We start from the raw sequence: 17,706 nt of genomic DNA, 5'->3' as shown, positions 1-17,706 counted from the left end.
GGGGTTTTTATGGTGTTTGTTTAAGGCCGTCTGAAAAGTTGTGGGGGCGGGGGTTCAGACGGGGCCTTTTTGTTTGGGGAATAATAATTTTGTCTTTGTCGGCCTGATGGTTCGACTATTACAAAAGCTGGGCTGATGGTTCTGCAGGCTTACCAACCGAGCCCAGCCTGCGGGCGTAGCCTGATTTTTCAGACGGCCTTTTTATCTGGCGGAATGACTGGGAAGCTGTGTAGGCTGGGCTTTAGCCCAGCAGTTTCAACCGATATTTTTAGAGGCATTGCCGGGCTGAAGCCCAGCCTGCGCCGTTTGCGTCCTGCATCAAAACATCAACGCAACATATCCGAAACATTCCAAACTGCCGAAACCATCGCTTCGCCCAAGCGCAGCGAGCGTTGGCCGTTCCAGCCGAAGTCGTCGTCGGGCAGGTTGAGGTTGTCTTTGAACGGCATTTCCAGCGTGAACGCGAGGCAGTTGAAGCGGTTGCCGACCCAAGCCGTTGCCATGTTCAGATTGGCTTCGCCCGGCGCGTCTTTCGGGTAACCGTGTTCGTCTTGGAAATCGGGGCTGGCGGCGAGCAGGGCGGTTTTGAACTGCGCTTCCAGCGCGGCGGTGCGCTCATTGTAATTGGGCACGCCTTCGGTGCCGGCGACGAATACAAACGGCAAACCTTCGTCGCCGTGGATGTCCAAAAACAAATCTACGCCGACGGCTTCCATTTTTTCGCGCACGAAATACACTTCGGGACTTTTTTCAATGCTCGGTTCCAGCCATTCGCGGTTGAGGTTGGCGCCGGCGGCGTTGGTGCGCAGATTGCCGAGTACGGAGCCGTCGGGGTTCATATTGGGAACGACGTAAAATGTGGCGCGGTCGAGCAGGGCGCGGGCGGTGGGGTCTTGTGGGTCGAGCAGGCGGGCGAGGAAGCCTTCGACAAACCATTCGGCCATAGTTTCGCCGGGGTGCTGGCGGGCGATGATCCAAATTTTCAGGTCACTTTCGACTTGGTTGCCGATGGTCAGAAGATTGATGTCGCGGCCTTGCACGGTGCTGCCCAAATCCTCGATCTGGCAAAGGCCGCTGCCTTGCGCGTCGCCGAGTAAATTAAGGTGTTGCTCGTGGGAATAGGGTTCGAAATAGGCGTAGTAAACACTGTTGGAAAGCGGGGTGTGGTCTATGGTCAGAACGCCGTTTTCGTAGCGGGTCGGCACGCGGAACCAGTTTTGGCGGTCGTAAGAGGCGACGGCCTGATAGTCTTCCCAACCGGAGGGATAGGCGGCGTCGGCTGCGTTTTCAAAGTGCATCACGCAGTTTTGATAGGCCGCGCCCTGCAGGCGGAAGTAAAACCATTGGGCGAAATCCGAAGCGTTGTCGCCGCGGATGGCGAGGCGGATGTCAGCGGGATTACTCAAATCTTTTACCGTAACGGCGCCGCCATCGAATTGGCTGCTGATTTTCAACATGGACGTTCCTAACAAAAAACAGGCGTAATGAAAGGACGTATTTTAAAGCATTTCCTGCGCATGATGAAAGGCGCGCCCGCCGGCGGCTTTGCAAAAACCGGCAAAGGCCGTCTGAAAACGCCGTTTCCGTTTTCAGACGGCCTTTTTAACGCGCGCCCGAATATTCGGACAGCCTGCGGATTGTCTTGTTTCAGACAGCCTTTGGGATTAAGATAGGCCGTCTGAAAAATGTCAACAATCCGAGAGATGCCATGAGCGAAGTCCAACAAATTTCCCCCGCCGTCAAAGCCGGCATTTTGTCCGAAGCCCTGCCGTATATCCGCCGCTTTTCCGGCTGCACCGTCGTCATCAAATACGGCGGCAACGCCATGACCGAACCGCATCTGAAAGAAGGTTTCGCCAAAGACGTAGTTTTGCTCAAGCTCGTCGGCATCAACCCCGTGATTGTGCACGGCGGCGGCCCGCAGATTAACGAAATGCTGGAAAAAGTCGGCAAGGAGGGCGTATTCGTACAGGGAATGCGCGTTACCGACGCCGAAACGATGGACATCGTCGAAATGGTGCTCGGCGGCCATGTCAACAAAGAAATCGTGTCGATGATCAACACCCACGGCGGCAAAGCGGTGGGCGTAACCGGTCGCGACGGACATTTTATCCATGCGAAAAAACTGTTTATCAACACGCCCGAACGCAACGGCGTGGACATCGGCCAGGTCGGCGTCGTCGAGAGCATCGACACCACGCTGATTCAGGGCATGATAGACAACGGTCAGATTCCCGTCGTCGCCCCCATCGGCGTCGGCCGCCACGGCGAAGCGTTCAATATCAACGCCGACTTGGTCGCGGGCAAACTCGCGGAAGAATTAAACGCCGAAAAACTGCTGATGATGACCAACATCACCGGTGTGATGGATAAGGAAGGCAAACTTCTGACCAACCTCACCCCGGGCCGCATCGACGAGCTGGTCTCCGACGGCACGCTCTACGGCGGCATGCTGCCGAAAATCAGTTCCGCTGTCGAAGCCGCCGTCAACGGCGTGAAAGCCACCCATATCATTGACGGCCGCGTCCCCAACGCGCTCTTGCTGGAAATTTTCACCGATTCGGGCATCGGCTCGATGATTTTGGGCAGCGACAAATAGCGCGGGAATCAGGCCGTCTGAAACCGTTAACCTGTTTTCAGACGGCCTTTTCGGGTATAGTAACGGCAGTTCTTAAAAACAAATCCGGAGAAAAGAATGTTCAAACGCCCCGAAGAAATCATCGTTTTACTGCTGGCAGTATTGTGGGCGGTATTGACCTATTTTACCGCCGCCTACCTGACGGGCGACGCCTACACCATGTTCCTTATCACCGGCTTGACGCTGGTTTGGGCGGTGGTCTGTTTTGTGCTGTGGCAACGCGGTCTGAGCCTGACCGTTTGGCCGCTGTTTCTCGGCTTTTTGGTGGTTTGCTGGTGGCCGCTGCTTGACTGGTACGCCGTCAAAGATTTGATCGCCGCCGGCATAGACACGCAGGCCGCTCCGATTGACAAACCCTGGTACGTAACGTGGACGTTTAAAATCATCCTCGCCCTGATCCCCGCCGCTGCCGGCTATCTCTACAAATTCAAACGCGCCCGCGCCGCCAAGCGGCAGGCCGCCACGAATTTTCCCGCCAAATAAAAAAACACCGCCGAAATTAACCCGGCGGTGTTTTTTTCAGACGGTCTCAAACTGTCAACCATTCCGATAAACTGCTATACTTTTTCCGCTCGAAGCAGGCGGTCGGAAAACCGCCAAAACCGCCGAAAAAATCCGTCTGAAGGCCGTCTGAAACATGATTACCAAACAAGAATTCCAAGCCCAAGCCGCCGCAGGCTACAACCGCATTCCGCTCGTGCAGGAGCTGCTGGCCGATCTCGACACGCCGCTGTCGCTCTATCTCAAACTGGCGAACAAGCCGTTTACCTATCTGCTCGAGTCCGTGGTGGGCGGCGAACGTTTCGGCCGCTATTCCTTTATCGGCCTGCCCTGCACCACCTATCTGAAATCGAGCGGACGGCACGTCGATCTCCATCAAAACGGCGAAATTACCGAACAATACGACGGCAATCCCCTTCACTTTATCGAACAGTTCCACCAACGTTTCAAAACGCCCGAAATCCCCGGCCTGCCGCGCTTTACCGGCGGACTGGTCGGCTATTTCGGTTACGAAACCATCTACCATTTCGAACATTTCGCCCACCGCTTCCAAAACAGCGGCAAGCCCGATACCGTCGGCACGCCCGACATCCTGCTCATGCTCTCGCAGGAGTTGGCCGTAGTCGATAATCTAAGCGGCAAAATCTACCTGATCGTCTATGCCGACCCGAGCGTTTCAGACGGCTACGAACAGGCGCGCGCGCGGCTGGAAGATTTGCGCGTACAGCTGCGCCAAAGCGCGGTTATCCCGCTTTCGCTCGGCAGCGCAAAAGCCGAACCGCAGCACGAAACCGGCGAAGCGCGCTACAAAGAATACGTGCGCCGCATCCGCGAATACATCCTCGACGGCGACTGCATGCAGGTCGTCCCCAGCCAGCGCATGAAACTGCCGTTTGCCGACAACCCGCTCTCGCTCTACCGCGCCCTGCGCACGCTCAATCCCTCGCCGTATATGTTCTACTACGATTTCGGCGACTTCCACATCGTCGGCTCCTCGCCCGAAATCCTCGTGCGCCGCGAACGCGACACCGTTATCGTCCGCCCCATCGCCGGCACCCGCCTGCGCGGCAAAACCCCCGCCGAAGATCTTGCCAACGAACAGGACTTGCTCAGCGACGCCAAAGAAATCGCCGAACACGTCATGCTCATTGACCTCGGCCGCAACGACGTCGGCCGCATCAGCCAAACCGGGCAGGTAAACGTAACCGACAAAATGGTCATCGAACGCTATTCCCACGTGATGCACATCGTCTCCAACGTCGAAGGCCGTCTGAAAAACGGCGTGAACAACATGGAAATCCTCGCCGCCACCTTTCCCGCCGGCACACTCTCCGGCGCACCCAAAGTACGCGCGCTCGAAATCATCGAAGAACTCGAACCCGCCAAACGCTGCATCTACGGCGGCGCCGTCGGCTGCTGGGGCTTCAACAACGACATGGACTTGGCCATCGCCATCCGCACCGCCGTCATCAAAGACCAAACGCTCTACGTGCAAAGCGGCGGCGGCATCGTCGCCGACTCCGACGAGGAAGCCGAATGGCAGGAAACCCAAAACAAAGCCCGCGCGGTTTTGCGCGCGGCGCAGATGGTGCAGGAAGGGTTGGACAGCTAACCGTGTATTTTTTCAGACGGCATTAATTTTATTGAAACAATAAATCATATTAGGATTAAATTCAAAAATGATAAATTCCAATACTATTATTTTTATCCATGACTATCTAACCAACTATTTTGTTAATTTAGAAGATCCAATTCAACCTCCTGGAGTAAAAAGTCAGAATGGAATTGAATCTGCTGCCAGTCGTCCCGATTTAAACCCAGAGTATGATACTTCTTATCTGAAAGCCGCTGCATTATTTCATAGCATCATCAATAATCATCCTTTTCATAATGGAAATAAACGAACAGCATTACTCTCTACTATTTATTATTTAGGAGAATTAGGCATATTATTAGAACGATGCTCTGACGATGAGTTATATGAATTTACTCGACAAATTGCTGCGCATGAAATTTGTGAAAATCGAAATGATGAAGTTAGTGTCATTGCTGAATTTTTAGAAACGAATTCTCGCCATCAAAGTAAAGGTGATAGACCTTTAAAATTTAACCGATTAAAAAGTATTTTAGCCAATTTCAATTACGGCTTATTAGACTATGGTGCAGTTTACAAAATAAGAAATCTTAGGACAAATAGTGTTATCCAAGGTGTCACTGTGAAGAAAAAAGGACAAAAAGGGCGAGAAGACTTTGATCCTCAATATATTTCCAAACTACGAAAATTACTTAATTTAACGCCTGAACATGGTATTGATAGCATGAGGTTTTATGGAGAGGAAGGGATTTCAGAAGACTTAAGTGAATTTATGAAATTTAGACTTGAGGTAATGAAGAAATTAGCAAAAATCTGAATATTCATAAAATTATGTTCATAATTAACTAAGTAAATCAAACCATGCAAAACACCCCCATCCTCCCTCCCGCCAACCTCGGCATTCTCGGCGGCGGCCAGCTTGGACGTATGTTCACCGTTGCCGCCAAAACCATGGGCTACCGCGTGACCGTGCTCGACCCCGACCCGAACGCGCCGGCGGCGGAATTTGCCAACCGCCATCTGTGCGCGCCGTTCGACGACCAAGCCGCGTTGGACGAGTTGGCGGAATGCGCCGCCGTCACCACCGAATTTGAAAACGTCAATGCCGACGCGATGCGTTTTTTGGCGCGGCACACCCGCGTGTCGCCGAGCGGCGATTGCGTCGCTGTTGCGCAAAACCGCATTCAGGAAAAAGCGTGGATACGCAAAGCCGGTTTGCAGACCGCGCCGTATCAAGCCGTCTGCAAACCCGAAGACATCAGCGACGCGAGCGCGGAATTTCTGCCCGGCATTCTGAAAACCGCCACGCTGGGCTACGACGGCAAAGGCCAAATCCGCGTGAAAACCTTGGCCGAACTTCAGACGGCCTTTGCCGAACACGGCGGCGTGGACTGCGTGTTGGAAAAAATGGTCGATTTGCGCGGTGAGATTTCGGTGGTGGTATGCCGTCTGAACAGCGAAAACGTGCAGACTTTCGACCCTGCCGAAAACATCCACGAAAACGGCATTCTGGCCTATTCCATCGTGCCCGCCCGCCTGAGCGCCGACGTGCAGCAGCAGGCGCGGGAAATGGCGCGACGTTTGGCCGACGAGCTGGATTACGTCGGCGTGCTGGCGGTGGAAATGTTCGTCGTCGGCGACACGCACGAGCTGGTGGTAAACGAAATCGCCCCGCGCCCGCACAACAGCGGCCACCACACCATCGACGCGTGCGCCGCCAGCCAGTTCCAGCAGCAGGTGCGCATCATGTGCGGCCTGCCCCCCGCCGACACCCGTCTGCTTTCCGCCTGCTGCATGGCGAACATTCTCGGCGACGTTTGGGGCGGAGACGGCAGCGAACCAAACTGGCTGCCACTTCAGTCCGACCCGCATTCCCATCTGCACCTCTACGGCAAAAAAGCCGCCCGTAAAGGCCGCAAAATGGGGCATTTCGTCACGCTGGCGCAGGACGTGGACACAGCCTTGCAAAACGCGCAGCGACTGCACACGGTTTTGAAAAAGTAGGGTTTTCAGACGGCATTCGGCCGTCTGAACCTTTTGTAAAATAAAAAAACGGTACTGCTGCCGTCCGGGTAGGGAAAAACTTGTTCCTGCAAAAAACGATGTCTGTAAAAGTTTCAGACGGCCGTTCTGATTTTTGCAAAGGCCGTCTGAAAACTTTTCTATAGTAAATTAAAATAAGAAATCTACTTCGTTGGCTGCAGCTTGCCGTACTACCCGTACTGTCTGCGCCTTGCCGCCTTGCATCTTGCTTATTTTATTTACTATATTTTCAGACGGCATCATGATTTTTATCTCTTAAAAATAAAATACATATAAAGGAAACAACCGTGTTTGTCAGCACCAACGCCGCAAACGGGCAGGAATTTTACCGCCGCGAGGCAGAAACTTGGGCGGCGTTTGCCGCCAAACTCGATGATTTGAACGCGCGTCAGGCGGCGTTTGCAGCGTTGTCTGTAACCGAGCGCACGGTGCGGCTCAACCGTTTTGCCGCCCGTTTGGACGAGGCCAAAGAAATGCTGGCGGAAATGGTATGCGAAGAAGTCGGCCGCTGCCTGCACGAATGCCGTGCCGAGCTGCAAAAATCGGTCGAGCTCATCCGCTACTATGCCCGCCTTGCGCCCGAATTGCTGGCGCACAAAACCATTGCCACCCATGCCGGCCTGAGTCAGGTCCGCTTCGAGCCGCTGGGTTCGGTGTTTGCCGTGATGCCGTGGAATTATCCCGTGTGGCAGGTGTTGCGTTTCGCCGTTCCTGCGGTGTGCGCAGGCAATGCTTGCACGGTCAAACCCGCGCCCAGCGTGGCCAAAGTCAGCGCCGCGCTGTTTGACCTGGTCGGCAGCGAGCTGCCAATCGTACCTGCGTGGCTCGACCACGGCGACACGCTCAAAGCCATCGAATACACCGACGCGCTGGCGTTTACCGGCTCAACCGCCACCGGCCGCCTGCTCGCCGCCCACGCGGGTGCGCACATCAAAAAAACCGTGTTGGAACTCGGCGGCAGTAACGCTTTTATCGTTCTGCCCGACGCCGATTTGGCGCAGGCTGCCAAAGAAGCCTGCTATTCGCGTTTCCGCGATGCGGGGCAGTCGTGCAACGCTGCCAAGCGCATTATCGTAACCGGGGCGGTGGCGGATGAATTTATCGCTTTGTTTTTAAACGAATGTGCCAAACTCAAAAGCGGCGACCCGAAATCGCCCGAAACCACGCTCGCGCCGCTGCACCGCGCCGATTTGCGCGAAAATGTGCATGATCAGGTAACAAACGCCGTCGAAAACGGCGCAAAGTGTCTGATTGGCGGCGAAATTCCTGTAGGGATAGGGTGGTTTTATCCTGCCACTGTTTTGGATGAAGTCAACCCCGCCTGCCGCGTGTATCACGAAGAAGTTTTCGGTCCCGTCGCCATGATCCTGCGCGCAAAAGACGAAGCCCACGCCGTTGCGCTGGCCAACGACACGCCCTTCGGGCTCGGCGCCGCCATTTATTCCGCCGACACCAAACGCGCTTGGCATTTGGCCGAAAAAATTGAAGCCGGTTCGGTATTTATCAACCGCCACACCAGCAGCGACCTGCGCCTGCCCTTCGGCGGGGTAAAAAATTCGGGCTACGGGCGGGAATTGTCGGAATTCGGGCTGTATGAATTTGTAAACGTCAAAACGTATTGGCAGAAATAAAGAAAAGGCCGTCTGAAAACCATGTCCCCCTGTGGAAAAACAGTTTTCAGACGGCCTTAAGCATCTGTTTAGTGGATGCTTTCCACTGAATCTTCCGAATCCGGCAGCAACATATTCAATGCAATCGCCAACACCGCACACAAACCCACGCCGGCGAAGCTGAGAGTGCCGACCTTGATGATCATGCCGCCGACGCCTGTGGTCAAAACCGAGCTGACGATGACGAGGTTGCGCGGCTTCATCAAATCGACTTTCGCGTCAATCAGCGTTTTCAGACCGAGCGAGGCGATGGTGCCGAACAGCAAAATCATGATGCCGCCCATTACCGGCAGCGGAATCGAGGCGAGGAAGGCGTTGAATTTGCCGAAAAACGCCATGCAGATGGCGAAAACCGCCGCCCAAGTCATAATTACAGGATTGCTGTTTTTGGTAATCATTACCGCGCCGGTCACTTCGCCGTAAGTCGTTACCGGCGGGCCGCCGATCAAACCGGCTACGCACACGCCCAAACCGTCGCCGGCAAGGGTTTTGTCCAAACCCGGGTCTTTGGCGTAATCTTTGCCGGTGACGTTGCCGATGGCCATGACGCCGCCGATGTGTTCGATGGCGGGCGCGATGGCGACGGGCAGCATAAACAGCGCCGCCTGCCAGTTGACCTGCGGCGTTTCAAAATGGGGAACGGCAAACCACGGCGCATTGATGATGCCGCTCAAATCCACCAGCCCCATTGCCAGCGCCAGCAGATAGCCCGAGGCTACGCCGATTAAAATCGGGATGAGTTTCATCATTTTGCTGCCGAATACCGACACAATCACCGTTACCGCAAATGAAAAACCTGCCAAAATCAACGAACTGCCATATTCGATTACCTGCTTGTCGCCCGAAAAGCCCATCGCCATCTGGCTCGCTGCGCCTGCCACCGACAAACCGATGACCATAATCACCGGGCCGATAACCACGGGCGGCAGCAGTTTGTGCACCGCTTCCAGCCCGCGCCATTTAATTATCGCGGCAAATACAAAATACATAAAGCCCGCGGCAAACAGGCCGAACATGGTCGAGGGCAGCCCCCATTCCTGAATCGCGTAAATAATCGGTGCGATAAAGGCGAAAGACGAGCCCAAAAAAATCGGCACTTTTCGCCGCGTCAGCAGTTGGAACAGCAAAGTGCCGCAGCCTGCGCCCAAAAGCGCCAGCGCGGGATTAAGTCCGGTAAGCAGGGGAACGAGTACCATCGCGCCAAACGCGACAAACAAAATCTGTGCGCCGGCAATGGCGGATTTGAGCTGCTGCATGGTTAAATTCCGTTATCTTTTGTTGGCAAACGGGCGCGATTATACCTGCAGGGGCAGGGGAGTGCCAGACAGATTAAAAAGGCCGTCTGAACAATGGTAGAAATGGAGATGCCGGACTTGTTTTTTTATTGGGAAACTGCCCGATAACCCTAAACATCCATAACATTATCGGGGCGATCGCAAACGAAGCAAAAGGAGCGGCAGGATAGGGCGGTTAAATTTCAGACGGCCTCAGCGTGCAATCTGTTCCGCCGCGGCCTGCAAACCCTGCTCGAGCGACTGCACCATCGCGGCGTAGCCGTCGCCCTGCTGTGCGGTTTCGGCTTTAAACGGGCGGGTTTGGCCGTTCGGCCATTGCGCGTAGCCGACGACGACGGTTTGGCCGCGGTAGCTGCCGTTGAAGGCTTCGACGTAAATTTTCAGCGTTTTGCCGCTTTGGCTGCGGCCGGCGGGTGCATATACATAACGCGGGTTCAGGCGGTTGAGTTTGTTGCTGAAACTGTTGGCCAGCGCGGCATCGAGCGGGCTTGCCCAGAGGTTGTTTTTGGCGAAATTGATGCTTAAGGCATCAGTTTGGTACACCAGCCCGCCGTTGTCCAACGGGGCGGCGAGGAATACTTTCACCGCCACTTCCTCGCCCTGCGCGGCGGGGCGGCTGTATTGGCTGTCGGGCAGCATGAAATATTGCGTGGCCGGCGCGCTTGAGCAGGCGGCTAAGGCCAGCGCGGCGGCGGTGGGAAACAGGCGCATTATCGGCTTCCTTTCGGGATCGGGTCTTTGGCATTTTGGTTGAAAATCAGCGCGTTGGGTTTTTCTTTCAGGGTTTGGATGACTGGCTGCGCGTCTTTCAGCGTTTTGTCGAGGCTTTGCAGGGTGGATTGAACGTCGCTGTACACGGGCGATTGCGGCGATACGCCTTTGAGGGTTTCGCGCAACTCGCGCAGCGTGGCGTTCAGCTCGGCGGGCAGGTTTTGCGTCTGCGGTTTGCCGACCAGCGAATTGACGGATTTAAGCGCGGCATCGGCGGATTTGAGCGTGGTTTTCAGCTCGGCCAGCGAGCCGTTGAGGTTGTTGACGGTTTTATCCAGCGGCAGGCTGTTGAATTTTTCCAGCAGATTTGCGACCTGCACCTGCAAATCGTCCAAACCGCCGGTTTGCGTGGCAATCACGGTGTCGCCGCCGTAAACGGTGTGCGGTTTGAGCTTGGGCGACGAGCCGCGCGGTTCGGTCAGTTCGACCATTTTTGTGCCGGTAATCAGGTTGTTGCTGGAAATCGTAGCGGTCAGCCCTTTGTCTAAGGCCGTCTGAAACTGCTGTTTCCAAACGTCTTTGCTTTGCGCGTCGGCATTGATTTCCATGCGCGCGGGCTCGAGGCGCAGGCGCACGGGAATCCAGCCGTTTTCAAACAGATGCAGGCTGTCGTTGCGGTCGAAATACGGCACATCGGTGACGACGCCGATGTTGATGCCTTTGTATTCCACAGGCGAACCCGCCGTCAGGCCGCGCACGGATTGTTTGAAAAACGCGGTGTAGTAAATCGAGCGCCCGTCGGGCAGGTTGGCGACTTCGCTTTGGCTGTCGTAAAGCGTGAATTGGTCGTTGTTTTTGACCGCGTGGCTGTCGCCGGTTTTCGGCGCGTCAAACGAGATCGCGCCGGAGATTAACGCGCCCAGCGGGGCAGAATCGACTTTGATGCCGTTGGCTGAAGTTTCGATATGGAAACCGCTGGACAGCCAGAAGCGGCTGTTGGAATTGATGAGTTTGTCGTTGGGGCTTTGGATGAAGACGGTGTAGTGAACGGTCTGGTCGGCCGGCTCGAAGCGCGCGCTTTCAATCATGCCGACCATGAAGTTTTCATATAAAACCGGGCTGCCGACGTTGAGGATTTTGTCGTTTTTGCCGGTCAGCTTCAGACGCAGGCCGCTTTGGCCGATGGCGGCAATCGGCGGAATGTCCTGCACTTCAAACGTATGTTTTTCCTCGCTGCTTTTGCCGGGCGTAAACGCGATATACGAGCCGGAAAGCAACGTATTCAAACCCGTTACCCCGCTTTGGTCGATGCGCGGCTTGACCACCCAAAACTGGGTATCGCTGCGCATCAGTTCTTTGGCGTCGGCGTTGAGCTGCGCGGTCACTTCCACGCCTTTGCGGTCGTCGCGCAGCTTGATGCGGATGACGCGGCCGACATCGACGTTCAACACTTTCACCACTGTATTGTTGACTTCGATGCCCTCGGCGCTGTCCATCAGCAGCGTGATGCGCGGGCCGGTTTCGCGGATCTGCTTCATCAAAAGCCAGCCGCCGGCCACCAGCGCAACCAGCGGGATAATCCAGACGACGGAAGTGAAAACATTGGTTTTATTCACGCGCGCGGGCACGCTTCGGGTTTCGGAAGAGTTATCTTGGTTCATCATTCTTGAGGCCGTCTGAAACGCTGTGTTTGTCCCAAATCAGGCGCGGGTCGAAAAAATAGGCAGAAAGCATGGTCAGCAAAACGACCAAACAGAAATACACGGCGGCTTCGCCGGGCACGACGCGCGCGACATTGGTATGAAACGCGCTCATCAGGATAATAATCACAAAAATATCGATCATCGACCAGCGGCCGATGGCTTCGGTAACGCGGTAAACCGTCGTCATTAAGTGCGCACTCGCAAACGGCCGGAAATGCGCCGAAACAGTCAGCCACGACATCGCTGCAATCTTCATAATCGGAATCAGCACACTGGCGCAGAAAATAATCACCGCAATCAGCTTGTCGCCATCGTTCCACATATACACGATGCCGTTCAATATCGTATTGATTTCCAAGGCGGTCGGGTTGGAAGAAATCATGATCGGCAGCAGATTGGCCGGGATATACAGCACTGCTGCCGCGATGAGAAACGCCGTCGAAATGCTCAGGCTTTTCGGGCGGCGGCGGTACAGATCCGCACCGCACACGCCGCAGGTTTCCTCGTTTTGGTCGCGGAAATACAGACAGCGGCCGCAACAGATTCTGTCTTCAGAGGCCGTCTGAACGGCATTGCACCCCAAAATGCGGTGGATTTTGTAATAAACCCAATGCTGCGGAATCGACACCGAAGTCCGAATCAGCATCACCGCCAGCGCCGGCATCAGATAAGCCGCCGGCCCGTATTCCACCGCCGCGACCGTGGTCAGTTTGATGTGCGCCACCAACACTGACACCACAAACACATCCACCATAATCCAATGCCGCAGCCGCACCAATACCCGCGTCGCCCAGCGCAGCCCCGGAAAAACCCTTTCCCGCGCCAGCGCCGTGTAAACATACAGACAGAGCAGCAGAAACAGCAGCGGTGTGCCGAAAACCAGCGCAAACATCACCTCGGCGAGAAAACCGTAATCCAGCAGCACCAGCCCGCGCATCATGCCCGGCAGCGACAGAATCGACGTCATACCGAACATTTCGACCTTCATCAGCATCATGCCGTACACAAAAGCCATCAGAATCAGCGACGTCGTTGCATAAGCCAGCGGCGCGACGTAGGGATTGTTTTCCACCTCGACGATTTCGTGGTTGCACACCGGACAATGCACCTCCTGCCCCTGCACCAAACGCGGAATATCCATGCGGCTGCCGCAGTCCGGACAATCGACCGTATGCGCCGGCAGCGCGGCATCTTGGCGGAACGCCTTATAGCGCCACCAGCGTCGGTAGGTCGGAATCGGTCTCATGGAAATACGGGAAACAGGCGGAAACAAGAGTCGGCATTATAAAGGAAAAATACTAAGGCCGTCTGAAAACTCCGGCATCACTCTGCAATCGGAGTTTTCAGACGGCCTGTTTCATATTGTTGCCGAATCAGACGGTTTGAATCGGAATAACCTTGGCCAAACGGCGCTTGGCGCCGCCCTCGCCGTAATTGGTTTTTACATATTCTTCGATAATCTGTAAAAACTCGGCGGCGATGTTGTCGCCTTTGAGGGTTACTTTGCGCTCGCCGTCCACATAAACGGGGGCGACGGGGGTTTCGCCCGTGCCGGGCAGGCTGATGCCGATGTCGGCCAGTTTGCTTTCGCCGGGACCGTTGACGACGCAGCCCATAACGGCGACGTTGAGCGATTCGACGCCGGGATAGAGGCTGCGCCATACGGTCATTTTCTGGCGCAGGTAGTTTTGCACGTCCTGCGCCAGCTCTTGAAACACGGTGCTGGTGGTGCGGCCGCAGCCGGGGCAGGCTGTGACCATCGGGGTAAACGAGCGCAAGCCCATGGTTTGCAGGATTTCCTGGCCGACGATGACTTCCTGCGTACGCGGGCTGCCTGGTTCGGGTGTGAGGGAAATGCGGATGGTGTCGCCGATGCCTTCTTGCAGCAATACGGATAAAGCGGCGGTTGAGGCGACGATGCCTTTACTGCCCATGCCGGCTTCGGTCAGGCCGAGGTGCAGCGGATAGCGGCAGCGGCTGCCGAGTTCGCGGTAAACCTGAATCAGGTCTTGCACGGCGCTGACTTTGCACGACAAAATGATTTTGTCTTCGGGCAGGCCGAGGGTGACGGCTTTTTCGGCGGACTCGAGCGCGGAAACGATCAGCGCTTCTTTCATCACCTCTGCGGGCGCTTTGGGCGTGGCGGAGGCGAGGTTGGCATCCATCATGCGTTTGGCGAGGCTTTGGTCGAGCGAACCCCAGTTGACGCCGATACGCACGGCTTTGTCGTTTTCGGCGGCGGTGCGGATCATAAAGGCGAACTTTTCATCGCCTTTCGCGCCTTTGCCGACGTTACCTGGGTTGATACGGTATTTCGACAGGGCTTTGCCGCATTCGGGAAACTCGGCCAGCAGGCGTTCGCCGTTGAAGTGGAAATCGCCGATCAGCGGCGTGGTGTAGCCCATGTCGTCCAAACGGCTGCGGATTTCGGCTACTTTTGAAGCGGCTTCAGGACTGTTGACGGTAATCCGCACCATTTCGGAGCCGGCATCGCTGAGTTCTTTCACCTGCAAGGCGGTGGCTTCGGCATCGGCGGTGTCGGTATTGGTCATCGACTGCACGACCACGGGCGCGTCCGAACCGACGGTAACGTGATTGATCTGCACTTGGTGGGTTTGGCGGCGCTGGTATCCGTTCATATTATTTTTTCCCGGCGATAAAGGAAGCGGAGCGTTCGCCCGCTGCGCGGTGTTCCTGAAGATTGATGGCTTTGCCGCCGAAATTGGCCTGCGCGCCGGAGGAAATGCCGACCCAGACGTTGTACGGCGCACCGCCTTTGAAGCGCTGTTCGCCGCCGGCAGGAACGATGCGGCTGAACACCATTTTGCCGTCTTTGTCGGTAATAATCAGGTTGCTGCGGAAATGGACTTTAATCCAAAGTTCGTCTGGCGCAACGGTAACGGCCGGTGCGGAAGCCGCAGCAGCAGAGGCGGCAGCCGGCGTGGCTTGAGACGCTGCGGCGGCAGAAGCCTGTTTGTTTTCATCCGCCATTTTTGATACGGAAATATTGCTGGCTTTCAAAGCCGGCGGTTGCAGGCTGTTTTGAACTGCGCTGCTGTCCTGCTTGGTTTGCAGGGCGTGTTCCTGATTGGATTTGTTCTGCCATGCCAAAATGCCGCTGCCGACCAACAGGCCGGTAGCCAAGCCTAAAATCCATTTAGGGAAGCCCGCTTTCTCAATATTTTGGTAGCGTATGGTTCCGGACTGTTGGCGGTTGACCGCGTAAACATGGTCGGCCGCCGCCGGCACGACGGCTTTCAGACGGCCTGCGAGGTCTTTTTCGTCCATTTTCAGCAGGCGCCCGTATGCGCGCAGAAAACCGCTCACAAATACCAAGCCCGAAAAGTCGGCATAATTGCCCTGTTCCAAGGCTTCTACCTGCTCTGCACTCAGTTTCAGACGGCCTGCGGCATCGTCCGTATCCATACCTTGCTGTGTGCGCAGCTTTTTCAGTTCCTGTCCCAGCTCTTTTGCCGCTTGTTGGTTGTATGCGGCTTTTTGTTGGTTTTCCATATCTTAACGGCCTGTGATTTCTTTTAATTGTTCGGAATAAGGGAAATTCGCCCGGAGCTGGGCTTCGTATTCGTAAGCTGCCTGCGCATTGCCTTGCGCTTTGGCCAGCCTCCAGCCCAAAAGCAGATCGTCGGCCTGCAAAACATCGACTTTGCTTTGGTACTGGCGGAAATAGTAGTCGGCATCTTTCAGATTGCCGGCCATCATTTTGGTGCGCGCCAATTCCTTAAACGCGGGCGGAAAACCTGGTGCGGCGGCAAGCGAGCGTTCCAGATAAGATTCGGCCAGCGAAAACTGCCCCAGTTTGGCGCTGCAGATGCCTTTGTTCAGGTTGGCGATATGCGGGCTGGGATAAGTCGGGTCGGCCAGCGCTTTGTCGAAATAAGCGAGGGATTGCGCGGGATTGTTGCCGCTACTGCACAAAAACCAGCCGTAGTTGTTGTTGATTTCCGCGCTGTCGGGTTTCAAAGCCAGTGCTTTTTGGAAACTCTCACGCGCTTTGTCCTGCACTTTCAGATATTGGTAAATCTGCGCGCGCACCAGCCAAGCCATGTCGTTTTTGCTGTTTGCTTTCAAGGCTTCTTCGATGCTGACGGTGGCCTGACGGTAATCTTGCCCGCGCATATATTCCAACGCCAGCTGCGTTTTGATATTGGAAACCTGCTCTTCGCGCTCGCGTTTGCTCGGCTCGCCCGAATTGGCGCAGGCACTCAAAAATGCCGCCAGAAGCAGCGGCTGCCAGATATTCAGTTTCATGTTTTACCCCTGTTTTTCAACCACAATTTGCTGCCATTTCTGCCGGCGGCGCGTTTTGTCCTGCACTTGGCCGGCAAGCTGGCCGCAGGCTGCATCAATATCGTCGCCGCGAGTTTTGCGCACAGTCACGACAAAACCCGCCTGCTGGAGAATATCGCGGAACACGCGGATGTTTTCGTTGCCCGAGCGCTCGTAGCCCGAATTCGGAAACGGATTAAACGGAATCAGATTGAATTTGCACGGCACGTCCTTCACCAATTCAATCAGCTCGCGCGCGTGTTCGGCTTTGTCGTTGATGCCGTCGAGCATCACATATTCGAAAGTGACAAAATCGCGCGGCGCTTTGACCAGATAGCGCTGACACGCCGCCATCAATTCTTTGAGCGGATATTTTTTGTTCAACGGCACGATTTCGTCGCGCACCGCGTCGTTTGAAGCATGCAGCGACACCGCCAGCGCCACGGGCGCGGCATCGCGCAGTCTGTCCATCTGCGGCACCATGCCCGAAGTAGATACGGTTACGCGGCGGCGGGAAAGGCCGTAGCCGTGGTCGTCGAGCATAATATTGAGCGCGGTCACGACGTTGTCGAAATTCGCCATCGGCTCGCCCATCCCCATCATCACGACATTGGAAATCACGCGCTCGTTTTTCGGCGTCACGCCCATCGCTTTATTCGCCCACCAAAGCTGGCCGATGATTTCGGCGGTGGTCAGGTTGCGGTTGAACCCCTGCCGGCCGGTGGAACAAAAAGTGCATTCGAGTGCACAGCCGACCTGCGAAGAAATGCAGAGCGTGCCGCGGTCGGTTTCGGGGATAAACACAGTTTCCACGCCGTTGCCCGTTCCCACATCGAGGAGCCATTTGCGCGTGCCGTCTGAAGACTCCTGCGACGTCATCAGCGAGGGAACGCCGACAACCGCCTGCCCGTTCAGCTTTTGGCGCAGCGATTTGGCCAAATCGGTCATTTCATCGAAATCCGCCGCGCAGCCCTGATGCATCCAGCGCATCACCTGCTTGGCGCGGAAAGGCTTTTCACCCATTTCGGCGAAATGCTCGGTCAGACCTTTCAAGTCGTAATTCAGTAGGTTGGTTTTCATGTTCTTACGGTGCAGCAGGCTTGCATTGCGGCCTGCTTTATTGATTTTCAGACGGCCTGAATGGATAGGCCGTCTGAAAATATGTCTTACAAATCAAATACGGCAAACAACCGGATACAGCGTTACCGCCCGCGCCGATGCTTTTTGACTTTGCTGCTTCAGGCCGTCTGAAAAACCGTTTGCA

16 protein-coding genes are annotated in these 17,706 nt (G+C 55.5%); 7 read left to right on the top strand and 9 right to left on the bottom strand.

Translation table 11 applies throughout. The features are described from left to right. Positions 1-326: 326 nt before the first annotated feature. A complete protein-coding gene (locus tag BG910_RS11955; RefSeq protein WP_089037043.1) occupies positions 327-1,457 on the bottom strand; it encodes a M14 family metallopeptidase in 1,131 nt (376 codons plus the stop codon). A 27-nt stretch (positions 1,458-1,484) separates the two neighbouring features. On the opposite strand from BG910_RS11955, the gene BG910_RS11950 reads away from it, so the two are divergent. From BG910_RS11950 to BG910_RS11920, 7 genes are all read left to right on the top strand, one after another. Further along, entirely contained in the window at positions 1,485-1,673 is a 189-nt protein-coding gene (locus tag BG910_RS11950; RefSeq protein WP_089037042.1) for a hypothetical protein, read from the top strand. Positions 1,674-1,708: 35 nt separating this feature from the next. After that, positions 1,709-2,599, top strand: a complete 891-nt coding sequence (argB, locus tag BG910_RS11945) for an acetylglutamate kinase (protein ID WP_089037041.1) — start codon at positions 1,709-1,711, stop codon at positions 2,597-2,599. Positions 2,600-2,695: 96 nt separating this feature from the next. Continuing rightward, positions 2,696-3,121 carry a hypothetical protein gene (locus BG910_RS11940; RefSeq protein WP_089037040.1) on the top strand — a complete coding sequence of 142 codons (426 nt, stop codon included), beginning with the start codon at positions 2,696-2,698 and terminating at the stop codon, positions 3,119-3,121. Between the two features lie 154 nt (positions 3,122-3,275). Further along, positions 3,276-4,751, top strand: coding sequence for an anthranilate synthase component I (gene trpE, locus BG910_RS11935; RefSeq protein ID WP_089037039.1), 1,476 nt, complete (start codon positions 3,276-3,278; stop codon positions 4,749-4,751). A 67-nt stretch (positions 4,752-4,818) separates the two neighbouring features. Continuing rightward, on the top strand, positions 4,819-5,550 hold the full coding sequence (locus BG910_RS11930) for a type II toxin-antitoxin system death-on-curing family toxin (RefSeq protein WP_089037038.1): 732 nt from the start codon (positions 4,819-4,821) through the stop codon (positions 5,548-5,550). Positions 5,551-5,594: 44 nt separating this feature from the next. Then, positions 5,595-6,737 carry a 5-(carboxyamino)imidazole ribonucleotide synthase gene (locus tag BG910_RS11925; protein WP_089037037.1) on the top strand — a complete coding sequence of 381 codons (1,143 nt, stop codon included), beginning with the start codon at positions 5,595-5,597 and terminating at the stop codon, positions 6,735-6,737. A 326-nt stretch (positions 6,738-7,063) separates the two neighbouring features. After that, on the top strand, positions 7,064-8,407 hold the full coding sequence (locus BG910_RS11920) for an aldehyde dehydrogenase family protein (RefSeq protein ID WP_089037036.1): 1,344 nt from the start codon (positions 7,064-7,066) through the stop codon (positions 8,405-8,407). Positions 8,408-8,475: 68 nt separating this feature from the next. Here BG910_RS11920 and BG910_RS11915 read toward each other — a convergent pair whose 3' ends face one another. From BG910_RS11915 to rlmN, 8 genes are all read right to left on the bottom strand, one after another. Then, positions 8,476-9,702 (bottom strand): uracil-xanthine permease family protein, encoded by a 1,227-nt coding sequence (locus BG910_RS11915; protein WP_089037035.1) that lies wholly within the window; start codon positions 9,700-9,702, stop codon positions 8,476-8,478. Between the two features lie 231 nt (positions 9,703-9,933). Beyond that, a complete protein-coding gene (locus tag BG910_RS11910; protein ID WP_089037034.1) occupies positions 9,934-10,452 on the bottom strand; it encodes a PqiC family protein in 519 nt (172 codons plus the stop codon). After that, positions 10,452-12,113, bottom strand: a complete 1,662-nt coding sequence (gene pqiB / locus BG910_RS11905; protein ID WP_089037033.1) for an intermembrane transport protein PqiB — start codon at positions 12,111-12,113, stop codon at positions 10,452-10,454. Before pqiB ends, BG910_RS11910 begins: the two co-directional genes overlap by 1 nt. Beyond that, on the bottom strand, positions 12,100-13,401 hold the full coding sequence (locus BG910_RS11900; RefSeq protein WP_089037032.1) for a paraquat-inducible protein A: 1,302 nt from the start codon (positions 13,399-13,401) through the stop codon (positions 12,100-12,102). Before BG910_RS11900 ends, pqiB begins: the two co-directional genes overlap by 14 nt. 127 nt (positions 13,402-13,528) lie before the next feature. Next, positions 13,529-14,794: a flavodoxin-dependent (E)-4-hydroxy-3-methylbut-2-enyl-diphosphate synthase gene (gene ispG / locus BG910_RS11895; protein WP_089037031.1), complete on the bottom strand. Its 1,266-nt coding sequence runs from the start codon at positions 14,792-14,794 to the stop codon at positions 13,529-13,531. 1 nt (position 14,795) lies between these two features. Next, positions 14,796-15,668, bottom strand: a complete 873-nt coding sequence (locus tag BG910_RS11890) for a helix-turn-helix domain-containing protein (RefSeq protein ID WP_089037030.1) — start codon at positions 15,666-15,668, stop codon at positions 14,796-14,798. Positions 15,669-15,671: 3 nt separating this feature from the next. Next, positions 15,672-16,424, bottom strand: coding sequence for a type IV pilus biogenesis/stability protein PilW (gene pilW, locus BG910_RS11885; RefSeq protein WP_089037029.1), 753 nt, complete (start codon positions 16,422-16,424; stop codon positions 15,672-15,674). A gap of 3 nt (positions 16,425-16,427) precedes the next feature. Further along, positions 16,428-17,522, bottom strand: coding sequence for a 23S rRNA (adenine(2503)-C(2))-methyltransferase RlmN (gene rlmN / locus BG910_RS11880; RefSeq protein ID WP_089037028.1), 1,095 nt, complete (start codon positions 17,520-17,522; stop codon positions 16,428-16,430). Positions 17,523-17,706 lie beyond the last annotated feature (184 nt).

Origin of the sequence: Neisseria chenwenguii, assembly GCF_002216145.1 — a bacterium.
Lineage (GTDB): Bacteria > Pseudomonadota > Gammaproteobacteria > Burkholderiales > Neisseriaceae > Neisseria > Neisseria chenwenguii.
Note: the sequence above shows the minus strand (reverse complement) of the source record. Positions and strands in the feature narration are given on the sequence as shown.